The sequence below is a fragment of the Chryseobacterium sp. RU37D genome, assembly GCF_900156075.1.
Lineage (GTDB): Bacteria > Bacteroidota > Bacteroidia > Flavobacteriales > Weeksellaceae > Chryseobacterium.
Map to the genome: position 1 here is coordinate 1 of NZ_FTMM01000041.1, position 13,818 is coordinate 13,818.

10 protein-coding genes and 1 tRNA gene are annotated in these 13,818 nt (G+C 35.8%); 4 read left to right on the top strand and 7 right to left on the bottom strand.

What is annotated here, in order from left to right:
- Positions 1–197 precede the first annotated feature (197 nt).
- A complete protein-coding gene (gene tyrS, locus BW926_RS13485) occupies positions 198–1,490 on the top strand; it encodes a tyrosine--tRNA ligase (protein ID WP_076447828.1) in 1,293 nt (430 codons plus the stop codon).
- Between the two features lie 157 nt (positions 1,491–1,647).
- Here tyrS and BW926_RS13490 read toward each other — a convergent pair whose 3' ends face one another.
- From BW926_RS13490 to BW926_RS13505, 4 genes are all read right to left on the bottom strand, one after another.
- A complete protein-coding gene (locus BW926_RS13490) occupies positions 1,648–3,312 on the bottom strand; it encodes an autotransporter outer membrane beta-barrel domain-containing protein (RefSeq protein ID WP_143756556.1) in 1,665 nt (554 codons plus the stop codon).
- Between the two features lie 601 nt (positions 3,313–3,913).
- On the bottom strand, positions 3,914–5,170 hold the full coding sequence (locus BW926_RS13495; RefSeq protein ID WP_076447831.1) for an autotransporter outer membrane beta-barrel domain-containing protein: 1,257 nt from the start codon (positions 5,168–5,170) through the stop codon (positions 3,914–3,916).
- A 541-nt stretch (positions 5,171–5,711) separates the two neighbouring features.
- The gene (locus BW926_RS13500; protein ID WP_076447832.1) at positions 5,712–7,052 is read right to left on the bottom strand and encodes a hypothetical protein; all 1,341 of its coding nucleotides are present in this window, start codon (positions 7,050–7,052) and stop codon (positions 5,712–5,714) included.
- Between the two features lie 704 nt (positions 7,053–7,756).
- On the bottom strand, positions 7,757–8,191 hold the full coding sequence (locus BW926_RS13505; RefSeq protein WP_076447840.1) for a hypothetical protein: 435 nt from the start codon (positions 8,189–8,191) through the stop codon (positions 7,757–7,759).
- 226 nt (positions 8,192–8,417) lie between these two features.
- Here BW926_RS13505 and BW926_RS13510 point away from each other — a divergent pair, with 226 nt between their 5' ends.
- The 3 genes from BW926_RS13510 (at position 8,418) to BW926_RS13520 (ending at position 11,152) form a co-directional block, all read left to right on the top strand.
- Entirely contained in the window at positions 8,418–9,056 is a 639-nt protein-coding gene (locus tag BW926_RS13510) for an alpha/beta hydrolase (protein ID WP_076447834.1), read from the top strand.
- Between the two features lie 238 nt (positions 9,057–9,294).
- Positions 9,295–10,626, top strand: coding sequence for a PDZ domain-containing protein (locus tag BW926_RS13515; protein ID WP_076447836.1), 1,332 nt, complete (start codon positions 9,295–9,297; stop codon positions 10,624–10,626).
- A gap of 1 nt (position 10,627) precedes the next feature.
- On the top strand, positions 10,628–11,152 hold the full coding sequence (locus BW926_RS13520; RefSeq protein WP_076447838.1) for a hypothetical protein: 525 nt from the start codon (positions 10,628–10,630) through the stop codon (positions 11,150–11,152).
- Between the two features lie 8 nt (positions 11,153–11,160).
- Here BW926_RS13520 and BW926_RS13525 read toward each other — a convergent pair whose 3' ends face one another.
- From BW926_RS13525 to BW926_RS13535, 3 genes are all read right to left on the bottom strand, one after another.
- Complete coding sequence (locus BW926_RS13525) at positions 11,161–12,180, bottom strand: L,D-transpeptidase (RefSeq protein WP_076447841.1); 1,020 nt, start codon at positions 12,178–12,180, stop codon at positions 11,161–11,163.
- 582 nt (positions 12,181–12,762) lie between these two features.
- Positions 12,763–12,836 (bottom strand) — tRNA-Asp (locus BW926_RS13530).
- Positions 12,837–13,463: 627 nt separating this feature from the next.
- The gene (locus BW926_RS13535) at positions 13,464–13,679 is read right to left on the bottom strand and encodes a hypothetical protein (RefSeq protein ID WP_179078024.1); all 216 of its coding nucleotides are present in this window, start codon (positions 13,677–13,679) and stop codon (positions 13,464–13,466) included.
- Positions 13,680–13,818 lie beyond the last annotated feature (139 nt).

Genomic DNA, 13,818 nt, shown 5'->3' on the forward strand with positions numbered 1-13,818 from the left:
TTAAAAGCTGGATCATAGATTTTTCGCCCTTGTTTCATACGTTAAAATTAAGGTTTTATGCTTAACTCTAACTGGAAGCTAAATTAGTATATCCATTGAAAAAATAATATTTTATTTCCAAACCTTCAAGGCTTATTTTACTGAATAATTCCCCTTGAAATTATTATCTTTGCACCTTAAATTTAAAGCAAAAAATAATGAACTCTTTTATTGAAGAACTGAAATGGCGCGGCCTTTTTGCCGATATGATGCCCGGAACGGACACACAACTGGATAAGGAAATGACTACAGCCTATATCGGTTTTGATCCTACCGCAGATTCTTTACATATCGGAAGTCTTATTCAGATAAAAATACTTGCTCATTTTCAGCAGCATGGCCACAAGCCTATTGCTTTGGTAGGGGGCGCTACAGGTATGATCGGGGATCCTTCGGGAAAATCTGCAGAGAGAAATCTTTTGGACGAAGAAACTCTTCTGCACTATGTCGACTGTCTGAAAAACCAGCTTTCAAGATTTCTGGATTTCTCAGGAAACGAGCCCAATAAAGCCGAATTGGTGAACAATTACGACTGGATGAAGAATATTTCTTTCCTTGATTTTGCAAAAAATGTGGGAAAAAATATTACGGTAAACTATATGATGGCAAAAGATTCTGTGAAGAAAAGACTTTCCGGAGAAGCGGGTGTTGACGGGATGAGCTTTACAGAATTTACTTACCAGCTTATTCAGGGATATGATTTTTTACACTTATACCAAAATAACGGCGTGAAGCTTCAGATGGGCGGTTCTGACCAGTGGGGAAATATTACTACAGGAACAGAATTGATCCGTAGAAAAGCGCAGGGAGAAGCCTTTGCCTTGACGGTTCCTTTGATTACGAAGGCTGACGGCTCAAAATTTGGGAAGTCTGAAAGCGGGGAAAACTACTGGCTCGACAAAAAGAAGACTTCCCCTTATAAATTCTACCAATTCTGGGTGAATGCTACCGACGAAGACGCTGAAAGATTCATTAAATTTTATACTTTCCTAAGCAAAGAAGAAATTGAGACATTGATTGAAGATCATAAAACCGCACCGCACGAAAGAAAGCTCCAGAAAAAGCTTGCGGAAGAGGTAACCGTCTGGGTTCATGGAAAAGAGGAATATGAAAAGGCCTTGAAGGCTTCCGAAATTCTTTTCGGACATTCTACTACGGAAGACCTGGTTAACCTTGATGAAGATACTTTTCTGGAAGTGTTTGATGGTGTTCCTCAAAAAGAGATGATGAAAACTGAAGCGCTGGGAATAAGCATCGTTGATCTACTTTCAGAATCAGGTTTTTTAAAATCTAAAAGTGAAGCTGCCAGGGAAATCAAAGGAAATGCGATCTCAGTGAATAAACAAAAAGTAAATGATACCTTTACAGCCAATGAAAGTGACCTTATTGACGGACAGTTTTTATTGCTTCAAAAAGGAAAAAAGAATTATTTTATCATTAAGGTAAAATAAGTTTTGATCAATTAAAATAACAAAACCGCCTGCATTCCTGCAGGCGGTTTTTTAGAGATATGTTTGTATTAACAACGTGTTATTGAAATCAATAACACGTTTATTTAAAAATACTTTCTTATAAATAATATGCAATTAAAGCGATATAATACTACATTTATGGTGCATAAGCAATTCTTTCAAGTCTGACTGTATAGTTCTTCGCCATACCACCGTTGTTTGTAATATATATGGTATGTGGCGCAACCAAATCTATCTCCACTTTAAAATTAAAATCCGTCGTTCCTGCTGACCCCGGACAAGTTCCCGGATAAGTAGGAAAAACTACTGAGCTTGTGGTTTGGGTTTCTGTAAACTGAGGTGTCTGCGTTCCATTACTTCCTAAAAATCCGGTAATGCCCTGCAACGCACTATAGGTTACCTGTCCGGCACATCTTACGAAGAACTCTACATACCCTACATCTGTACAGTTATCAAATACTAATATACTTACTTTATAAATGGCTGCAGTTGGAATTCCTGTCATAGCAGCGACTCTTGCACCCGCTGCTATAGAAGGGCTTGTAACGCCCGCCATGGATCCATCATTCTGGAAGTAGGTAGACATCAAATTACCTGAAGCATCAGACATGATCGGCTTGCTAAAAGTAGCCGAAGGTGTAGCAGGTAAAGATCTCACGCGTGCGGTACCATTTACATCCAGCATAGCAGTGGGACTTGCCGTACCTAATCCAATATTACCAGTTCCAAGATCCATTACAAAATCTGATGTGCTGCTTTTTGTAATCAGGAATATACCATTAGTACTGAAATTAGGATTGATTCCCATAGCAGCAGAAATTGCTGTACCTGAAGCATTTTTTGCTGTTAAATTCTGAATAACAGACTGCCCGCTTCCGGGATTTTCCAGACGTAACGCTGTATTTGCGGCAATCCCGGTACTCACTGATGCGCCCGCAGTTCCTGCATTAGCGACATTTAATGTTGATACTGGAGTACTCGTGCCCATACCGATATTTCCACTTGCAAGATCCACTACAAAATCTGCTGAATTGCTTTTCGTAAGCAGTAAGATACCATTTGTACCCACATTAGGATTGATTCCCATAGCAGCAGAAACAGCTGTGCCTGAAGGATTTTTTGCCGTCAGGTTCTGAATAACAGCCTGTCCGTTTCCGGGATTTTCCAGACGTAAAACTGTATTTGCCGTACCTGTTGTACTCACCACATTACCTCCTGTACCAGCATTAACGACATTTAGTGTAGATGCAGGAGCACTTGTACCTATTCCCACATTACCCCCAGCCTGTACTCGCATTTTCTCAGTATTATTCGTACGGATTACCATATCCTGATTGTCTGTGGTTCCTAGGAAATTGGTTGACGGGCTTGTCCCGGAATTTCCTGTGAGCATCCAGTTACTACCGAATGAAGCACCACCGTTGGTGGCCCTCCAGCCTCCGTTGCTATAAGTAAACTCCATAGCCTGCCCATTAGTAATGGTAAAGCCGTTAAGTGTAGCTCCAAAACCTCCTGTAGTATTATTATAAATAATCAAACGTTGTCCTGCATTAGGAGCTGCAGGAGCTGTAATTGCAACAGCAGCTGTAGCAGCGCCCGTAAGCCGCACCTGGCTCACATTTGAGGGGACAGTAGCTGCATTACCGGACACGGCCACTACAGTTTCACGGTTCGTAATAGCACCGTTTACATCCAAAGTTGTTTGGGGTGTTGTAGTATTGATCCCCACATTCCCATTCTGTGCATACATCAAAGTGCTTAAAACACACAATACACCTAGTAACGATAATTTTTGGTTCATTATTTAAATTATTTAAACGTTTCTAAATCTAGCTGTTCATACAGTATATAGCTAAATAAAGATCTCTATTAAATAATTTGTGCAACTGTAAAATTAGTTTTATTTTTTTTTTTTCAAAACTATTTGTTTATTTTTTATTTATTAATTGTTCTTATTTTTTCTAAAAACATTGGAGTTATTCTATTTATTTCCCTTATAATAAAATGATTACTGGTTATCTGTTTTAAAAAAATATTCATTTCTTACAATCCGATAATAATAAAAAAACACATTTTATTTTTATTATTTTAAAATATTTTTCGTAATTATTAATTTTTCACATTATTTTGATATATTATATGTATCTATATCTTTTATGCAGGGGTTAACAGCATTTGTTATTTTTATTCTCATTCAATTAAAAATAAAAACCGCCTGAGACTGGCGGTTTACTATGAGATATTGTTTGTAATAACACGTTGTTAAACATATTTTATTTTAATGATTAATAATATCTGGACTTCCTTATAAGACCGTTTATAATTTTATAATAAACTCTTTTTCATCTTGTTTAGGATCAGTCGGCTTATAAAGAAATCCAGATTATCTTTTTTGATTTTAATTATAATCCTAATCTTTCTACCACAATAGAGTATGTCCTGAGAACATTACCATTATTTGTAATACTTATCGTATGTGGAGAAGGACCGTTGCTTATGGACACCGTATAGTTTAAAGCTGTATTATTACCGCCATCCGCACATCCTGCTATACCAGAGTACACTACCTGGGAAGTAGTTTGTGTTTCTGTGAATGTAGGCGGGCTGACCCCGTTCTTGTTGGTAGCACCGCCGATACCCTGTATCGCAGCAAGATTATTAAAGCCGGTACCAAATACCCAGAAATCTGCAATTGCGACACTTCCGCATCCATCCAGCACTTTTATAATAGCTTTGTAAACAGCACCATCCGGAAGACCAGAAATAACGGTACCAGTAGCACCGGAGGCAATATTGGCTGTAGCGTAGTATTTATCTCCTTCACCTGTAGGATTTGCTTTTCCAACATTTCCATTGACATCTACGAATAATGGAGAATTAATACCTGAACTAAGTACCGGTGTATTTCTTACACGTGCAGTTCCATTTACATCCAATGTGGCAGTAGGCGTTGTTACAGCAATACCAACATTACCTCCTGCCTGTACTCTCATCTTTTCGGTATTATTGGTCCTTACCACAAAATCTTGGTTATCAGTGGTTCCTATATAGTTGTTTGCGGGAGTAGTTCCTGCGTTTCCTTTTACATTCCAGTAATTATTAGGAGTATTGGACGAGTCTAAACTGACCTGGGCAATCCATCCCACGTTGCCTCCCTGCACATATCCTACAAATGCGATATGTCCTAGCGGAAGCATCGAGAGAGAAGTGGCACTCGTACTACTGTAGGTATCGAATAAACCTCCGGTATATCCTTTGGTAAGGGTAATGGTGCTTGCTGCATTGTTTTTAATGAATAACAGCTGCCCGTTGGCATTAGGAGCCGGAAGAGTTGTATTTGCCGTGAGCTCAAGGTAGAGGTTGTTCACATTCGCTGTTCCCGATACTCCAAACGCGGTGCCCCCGGCAATACCTCCCACTGCCTGCATGCTTACTCCCGGATTGATTGTTCCAATCCCAAGTCTACCAGCAGAGGTCACAACTACATCATTTGCTTCCTGTGCTGCAGAAGGTGCTCCTGTTGTGGGGTTATCTTTACCTCCATCAATATGTAACATGGCTTGAGGATTCGAAGTATTAATTCCAACGTTTCCACTCTGCGCATACGTTGTTGTGCTAATCACAATACATGTTCCTAATAGTAATAGATTTTTTTTCATAATTGCTTGACATATATTTAGTTACTCTAAAATTTTCTTACAGAAGCCTGGATTCATTTTGATCTAATTTTAATTTTTATTCTACATTAAACCCTCTTGTATATGATGCCATTATATCAACATTACTTTGGCAGTTACCTCACAGCCAATGCTAATCATTGTTGTTTGCCAGCAGCCGGAACAGTAACTCTAGTCCTCCAAAAAAGCAGAATGTTTGATTGAAGAATTTATAGCTTAATCGTGAATTGGTTTGGATATGTACAAAGCTTCCATTATTTGGTAGATTTGCAAAGTAGCTGTTGATAATAAAACCTGCACCAGGGCATGTAGTCCTACATTACATTGTTGACACTCAATTAAAATTCTACACCATTTCATTTATAGTCGGGAGCTGATCCTTTACATCTGATGTGTCCGTCCTAGAGTAGTAGTAATAATGCTGACATTCCTATTCTGTGCATATACTATGTCTTTACCGGGATGATTACAAGAACTTAGGTAACCTACGGGATTTTCATAATCCCGCAGGTTTAATATTAATTTAGAATTTATACATATTTAAATAACATCCTCCTTTCTCAAGAACTACATTAGAAGCATTGGTGTTCATATTTGCCGTTCCATAAGTTCTAAAGTTCAACTTTATCTGATCTCCAACATTTAGAAGCAATACTGTTTCCGTAGAGGAATCATAATATACATTACCTCCCGGATTATTAAGTCCTCGAACCACATTGAGAGCTTGGGAAGCCAATTGAGTAAAACTACCACTTCCGTTAGGTTTTATCATCAAAAAAGAATAAAAGCCACCGGCAGTACCATCAAAACCAGCACCGATAGCAGGAGGGTTATTTCGTAATCTTGCCCCAACTGTTACGAAATAAGCCCCTGCCGTAGTAATAGTCACAACACCTGTAGTAGGGTCATACACATTATTAGGATCGCTTATCTCATTTAATGGAACATCTGTTGATACATTATTGACCCATCCCGTATCGTTATTCCAAACGAGATTAGTTCCTCCGGCAGCAGCTACATAAGGACCTGTAAATGCAGTAGTGCTGTTTGAAACCGGCAGATCTTTCCAGCTTGCGTTACCGTTAGCATCCGTAGTTAAAACCCTGTTTGCAGCCTGAGTACCATCCACAAGCCTGAAATTTCCATTTACATGAAGTTTGGAAGTAGGAGTCGTGTTTATACCAATATTTCCATTTGCAAGATCCATTATAAAATCTCCTGAATTACTTTTTGAAAATAATAAGACACCATTTGTACCCACATTAGGGTTAATCCCCATAGCAACAGAAACAGCTGTACCTGACGGATTCTTTGCCGTTAAGTTCTGAATAACAGACTGTCCGTTTGCGGGATTTTCCATACGTAAAACTGTATTTGCCGTATTTGTTGTACTCACTACATTACCTCCTGTACCAGAACTAACGACATTTAGTGTAGATGCAGGAGCATTTGTACCTATCCCAACATTACCTCCTGCCTGCACTCTCATCTTTTCGGTATTATTGGTCCGTACCACAAAATCTTGGTTATCAGTGGTTCCTATATAGTTGTTTGCGGGAGTAGTTCCTGTGTTTCCTTTTACATTCCAGTAGTTATCAGGAGTATAGGACGGGTCTAAACTGACCTGGGCAATCCATCCCACGTTTCCTACCTGCACATATCCTACAAATGCGATATGTCCTAGCGGAAGAACCTGGAGAGAAGTGGCATTCGCAGCACTGTAGGTATCGAATAAACCTCCGGTATATCCTTTAGTAAGGGTAACGGTGCTCGGTGTATTATTTTTAATGAATAATAGCTGCCCGTTGGCATTAGGAGCCGGAAGAGTTGTATTTGACGTGAGCTCAAGGTAGAGGTTGTCCACATTCGCTGTTCCCGATACTCCAAACGCGGTGCCCCCGGCAATACCTTTTCTTTTTTTTATTTAAATAAAAGATGGTGTGATATACACTTAGATTTAATAAGCAAATTACCACCTTGCCCCTATCCCTATTTAGCCACTTTTATTGAAGCGTACAAAGGATATCATCTTTTTAAACCAGTTCACTCCCAATCCCTAGTAGTGCAAAAGCATTTTAATAAGAGAGAGTTTCATTTCACATACAAATATAGTTTCAAAAAATGAATCTAGAAATTTTTTTATTACTTTTTTTTAAAAAAAATCAATCTAATACTGAAAAATATTTAATAAAACACAATTAAAAGAAATATATACGTAATAAAAATACCGTATTAATAGGCATTTACATATTAAAATATATCCAAAAAAAATGAAATCAATTACAGGATTTTTTTCTTTTTTTTGACTTTATTAATAAAATATAATTCTTACTTAAAAAAAACAAATATTATTATAATATTACCTATAATTACTAACAATTTGTTTTTTTACATATTAAATAGCCATTCTACCGTAATACTAACAATTAAGATTGAAAGTATATATTTATGCGTCTAAAAGAGTTTAATAAAAAAAGTAATTATTTTACAAACCATTATTATTGTGATATCAACAATACAAAAAAAACCGCCAAAAGGCGGTTTTATATATAGATTTTTAATGTTGTTTTATAATTCCAGGAAACTATGTGCCACTGCTACACTTTTTTCTCCAGATCCGGTTGCTGTATCTGTTTTAGCAACTTCACCATCTACCCAAATATTTACAATCAGTTTAGAATCAGCATTAGGAAGAACAGCATTTGCCGCCAGATTTAATTGGGACTGGCTTGAGCTTACAAACTTCTCCTCACTTGCCCAACTTGTCCCAGTAGGATTAAATGTCGTAGTTTGAGCTGTACCTATCTGGGTAACAACAGTTTTGAAAGTGCCTGTACCACTACCTGTTCCATTCACTATTTTTGCTTCAAACCGAATAATGTGATCTTTATATTCATCTTTGTCGTCATTCTTACAAGAATTAGCAACAGAAATTATTGAAAATAATACAACGAATAAAAAAGAAAGTTTTAATAAATTTTTTGCTTTGTAAAATTGCTTCATTTCTCCAAATAGATTTTTTAATGTTTCAAATATAGGTTTTTTATCAATATAAAAATAACTTTTATGAAAATTTTCCAATAAAGATTTCTAAACAATATCAAATTAATAAACAAATGCAATATCTCATTTTTATGGGTAAATCAATAAGGATTGTTTGAGAGTCGCTTAACGGAATGCACTGCTAATAGATTGGTTTTTCAAATTATTTATTATTTATCTTTGTCTTATGAATTTAGACTACATTGTAAGAGAACCCGAAAATATTACTAAAAACACTACTATCCTTTTTATGCTTCACGGTTATGGTAGCAATGAGCAAGACCTTTTCAGCTTCAGGGAAACACTTCCTAAAGACTGGTTGATCGTAAGCTTCAGAGCTCCCAGAAATACGCAGTTTGAAGGATTTTCCTGGTATGATATAGATTTTAACAATCCGGAAAATTTTGTTGATATTCCGCAGGCTACACAATCCCTGAATAGCATCATGGAAAGTATCTTAAAAATTGTAACTCATTACGAAATTACAGAAGGGAAAACCAACCTCTGCGGCTTCAGCCAAGGTGGGATTTTATGCTATGCGCTGGCCTTAAAATACCCTGAAATGTTTAATTATGTAGCTTGCCTCAGCAGCTATCCGGAAGAAAAACTGCTGACTGGGATTGTAAAAGATAAAAAGAAACTTGAAAAGCTCCGCTTTTTCGTCTCTCACGGAACTGATGACGCTGTAATCCCTCTAGAATGGGGCCGAAAAGCGGCTGATCTTCTGTACGATCTGGGCTGCTATTTTACATTCAGAGAATACATGAGCGGGCATGGGGTAAACCAGAAAAACTATATTGACCTTATGGATTTCTTTTCAAAGTAAAATTTTATTTTCATCTTCCTGGTCAAATAAACTTTGTTTATTGTTTAAACATTTAAAGACTTTAGAAATCTACTATTACTGATTAATTTTTTACACATAAAGTATCAGAACATTAGCTACTTATTGTTAAAAAATATTTTTGATAAAACTTAAGCACCTTCTAAAAATCTATACAGGCATTCTCAATTTTGGGAATGTTTTTTAGTTTTGATAAGAATAATTTTACTAAATTCAGTAAATGAAATTAACGTATTTTTTATGGATATTTTTTATCAGCATTTTCTCTAATGCCCAGAATTCATTTGAAATACAGAATGAGAAAAAAGTAGTTATTCCTTTTAAATTAATCAATAATTTAATCTTTATACCTATTAATATCAATGGAGCAGATTTAACATTTTTATTAGATACTGGTGTTGCAGAAACTTCTATTTTCAGTCTTGAAAATCAAGAACTAAAACTAGCAAACCTTGAAAAAATAAGGTTTTCAGGACTTGGTGGGAATGCCAGCATCGATGGCTTCCGTTCTGACAATAATATTGCAAGGATCAGTAAGGATTATGTCAATTATACACTTACACTTTTTATTATTGTTAATCAGGATTTCAATATATCTTCCCATGTGGGAATCCCGGTAAATGGTATTATAGGTTATCATTTTTTTAAGAATCATCCCATTATTATCGACTATTCTTCCAAGAAAATTACCATCTATACCGATCAGGAAGTCTTTAAGAAAAAGGTAAAAAAATTTGATGAGCTTCCTATTTCCATTGAAAAAAGCAAGCCTTACGTTTTTGCAGAAGTTGAAATGACCAATGAGAAGAAAAAATCAAAATTATTAATAGACCTCGGAAACAGTGATCCGATATGGCTCTTCCCCACTTTAATCAAGAATTTCGTGTATAACCGTCCGAACATTGATGATTTTCTGGGAAGAGGCTTTAATGGTGATATTTATGGTAAGAGAAGCAGGATTCATAATTTTTATTTGGGTAATTTTAAATTTGAAAAGCCGCTTACAGCAATGCCCGACGAATATTCTATCCAGCATGTCAATCTTGTGGAAGATAGAAAAGGTTCTGTAGGAGGCGATATCCTGAGGCGTTTTACAGTAGCTTTTGATTATCCGAACCAAAAATTATATTTAAGGAAAAACAGGACCTTTAATGATCCTTTTCATTTCAATATGAGCGGACTGGATTTCCAGCAGGACGGTATGGAATGGACAAAAGACCTTGTAAACCTTCCTACCAAAAACAAAGACAATGCCTCGAGCGGACTTGAAGTCTTGAATAACAGCATGCAGTACAACTTCGTTTTAAAGCCTATATTCTCTATCGCGGGCGTCAGGAAAGATTCTCCGGCAGATAAAGCAGGATTAAAAAAAGATGATAAGCTGATCAGTATTAATGGAAAAAAAACCTCAGACATGACAATGGGAAAAATAATAGAAATGATGAGATCCGGAGAAGGAAAAACAATCAACATGCTGATCCAGAGAAAAAATCAGGAAATGACCTTAAGCTTCAGCCTCGAAGATCCTATCCCCTACCAAGAACAAGAATAATATGAATACCGAAGAAACTACCCTTGATAAAATCAGAAGCCGGCCACGCTTTAAAATGTACACTCATCTTACCAAAGAAGAATATGCCGAAAATCTAAAGAAATATCTGGCTAAGCATAGAAACGAATTCTCTGGAAATATCAACAAGGAAGTTGCCACAATCTGCGTAGAAACTCCTGATGATAACTATTGGAAGCCCAGATTATCTTTAAGAATTGAAATGGAAGATGAAAAAACAGCGATACGCGGCGTTTTTGGGCCGAGTTCCGCAGTCTGGACATTTTTTATGTTTCTGTATTTTACTTTTTCGATCCTCTGGATGACATTTTTTTCTATGTATTATGTAGAAAAACAAATCAAAAGCCATGAATTTCCGTGGGCATTAGCTTGCTCTTTTGTAATGCTTTTTTTTATTGCCTTCACTTATGCAGCAGCAAGATTCGGCCAATATAAAGGCAAGGAAGAGATGCAAAAGCTCAGAAAATTTGCCGAGGAATCTACTTTACAATTTGAAAAAAAGGATTAAGATTAAGATTAAGGTGTTTGTGTTTTAGGATTTTCAGGCATCTGCTCCGGTATTGCTCTTGCAGCTTTGATAGAATCTACCACCCTTTCCCTTTTGTCTTGTTCTTTAAGAATTTTTTCAATATTCGATTCGATCATTTTGGTCATTTCTTCCACGGAAACATTATTCGCATTAGGATCATTCAACAATTTTCTCCAAGGCTTTCTTTTTCCCCAGCCATAATCTCCGTATACCAAAACAGGTGTTCCCTTTGCTTTAGTGGTTGCACCTCCGGGATTCAGCACCCAAGTATCTGCGTAGCTGTAAAGCCATTTTGCATCATTCATTAATAATCTCAAACAAGAGTGCGAAGCAGGATAACCCGGCAGATCATACTGATGCCATCCGATACCGTCAATATTAAAAATATTAAAATTATAAGGCAGTTTCCACTCGCTGCTGACAGTAGAAATTGCCAATTGTTTTTTCCAGTTGGCAAAAGTTAATCCTGTTTTTGTCTTTGCAGCTTTTTTACCCATACTTGTCGGGCCCCATTTCACAAGGCTACCGTTTGAATATACCCCGTAAGCCTGGATAGGGTAAGAAAAAACCACGAATTTCTTCACTGGGCTCAATACATCCAACTGCATTGGAAATGGTGAATATTCCATTAAAGTAGTATCGATTTTAGCAGGAACTACCAGCGTATCGGCATTCCATTTATTTTTTGAGTCTAATCTGTTTAATGCTAAAATAGCGTAACGCTCCTTCTCAGTATATTTTTTATTGAAAACAGAAAACAGGGAATCTTTAAGCTTTTTATCTTTAGGAAAAATAAAGGCATTATAAAAGCCATCTTCTTGCATGGCCGGTGGTAAAGATTCCTTTCGTACTACAGAATCTTTTTTTACAGTATCCTTTTCTGCAGGCTGTGTATCTATGACTGAAGATGCAGTATCTTTAACAGTATCGTTTATTTTTTCAGTTTCTTTTTTACAAGAAACCATCATTAGTGCAATAAAAAGTGTGTATAGAAGTGATTTTTTCACAAATATATTTTTCATAAATAAAATAAAAAGTCTGTATATATTAGTTTTGCTACTCAGTACAAATATCAGACCTAAAACTGAATAATAAAAATACTTTGTGAAATTACCGTAAAAAAACGGATATCTTACTTATAAAAGACAGCAGGAGTATATATTATATATGCTCCTGTGTTAAAGCACAAACACTAAAATAAATATGAACAAATTCCTATACTCAATCAATATTAATTCAATTTTTTTCAGGCTTTTATACTTCTGCCAAAGCAGCCGTACAAAGAAACATCTTGTCATCTTTATTATTATATTGCTCTAAATAGTCAATATCTCTAAAATCCCTATCTAATCTAGGTTAATATTAAGATATTATTAGAAGTATTAAACTCAAAAAATTATGCTAAGCTTCAAATAAAGGATGGTGTTTATTCTAAATGTCTGTCTAATTTCGTTATTAAATTTCTATCTAGCCCCAACTTTCGAGGATGATTTCTTTTCACAAGATAGGTGTAAGTTACCTTTAGAAATGACAAAATGCTGTAAAACATCTATTTTACAGCATTTTGTACTATTTTGATTTAATAGTTGCGATCCGGACGGGACTCGAACCCGCGACCTCCGCCGTGACAGGGCGGCATTCTAACCAGCTGAACTACCGGATCAATTTTGTTTTAAAAGTAAATTGATAAACTTTTTGCGATCCGGACGGGACTTTTACTTTTTCAGAAAAAGCCCTATTCATAAGCTTTATGCTGTTCTCTTATTTTGCAGGTCATCGAATAGATCACTTTTTTAATAAGATTAAGAGCATTTGTTTTTAACTGGTGCAAATATATATCTTTTTAGGGATTTTACAAACAAATCTGATAGATTTCTTTTAGATACTCACATAAGCCACAGATTATCAAATAAAAAATATTCTTTTCTATTTATTTTCACATTTTAGAATTCAGTTTCTTAATAAGAATAAAGAAACCTTGGTTAAATAATTTCAAAATTTCATATTAGCTTTTCAAAGAAGCTTATCACTGGTCCAATATAATGTTATCTTTTCTTGTTATAACTGCCAGTTATTTTTAACATATCATATATTTGCTGCTCATCAGTCAAATTAATTTGTACAGAAATATTTGTTGGTGTACCTTTATTATTTTCAAAAAACTTTTCAAAAGTTATTCTATCCAGGCTTTGAACGAATGGAAAATAAGATCTGAATTGAGAGATAGTATTTCAAACCCTTGCACATCAATAGGAAAAAAGTTTAAATGTTCCAGCTTATTTTAACGGTTTTAAAAACTATAATTATATCCCACCGTACAGGTCATTTCATTTAGATTAGGGTTTTCAACCGCTTGGTCTGTATTTCTGAACATCTGAATAAAAGCAAGATCAAAGCTATGTTTCTTCCACGGCATATAATTACCTCCCAGTCTGAAATTCATGACATTGATATTTGCCGTTGCACTTCCCGAATGGTTATAGGATGCTCCAATACTCGTTTTCAATTTATCTTCTTTAAGAAAAGCCTTTGTAACTGTTACAGCCGGCCTGGATATACTAATTTAGCTTCCAGTTAGAGTTAAGCATAAAACCTTAATTTTAACGTATGAAACAAGGGCGAAAAATCTATGATCCAGCTTTTAA

What these genes read in the sequence shown, in the direction of transcription:
- BW926_RS13505 (WP_076447840.1), bottom strand. Translation starts at nt 8,191, where the DNA reads ATGAAGCAATTTTACAAAGCAAAAAATTTATTAAAACTTTCTTTTTTA.
- BW926_RS13490 (WP_143756556.1), bottom strand. Translation starts at nt 3,312, where the DNA reads ATGAACCAAAAATTATCGTTACTAGGTGTATTGTGTGTTTTAAGCACT.
- BW926_RS13515 (WP_076447836.1), top strand. Translation starts at nt 9,295, where the DNA reads ATGAAATTAACGTATTTTTTATGGATATTTTTTATCAGCATTTTCTCT.
- tyrS (WP_076447828.1), top strand. Translation starts at nt 198, where the DNA reads ATGAACTCTTTTATTGAAGAACTGAAATGGCGCGGCCTTTTTGCCGAT.
- BW926_RS13495 (WP_076447831.1), bottom strand. Translation starts at nt 5,170, where the DNA reads ATGAAAAAAAATCTATTACTATTAGGAACATGTATTGTGATTAGCACA.
- BW926_RS13510 (WP_076447834.1), top strand. Translation starts at nt 8,418, where the DNA reads ATGAATTTAGACTACATTGTAAGAGAACCCGAAAATATTACTAAAAAC.
- BW926_RS13520 (WP_076447838.1), top strand. Translation starts at nt 10,628, where the DNA reads ATGAATACCGAAGAAACTACCCTTGATAAAATCAGAAGCCGGCCACGC.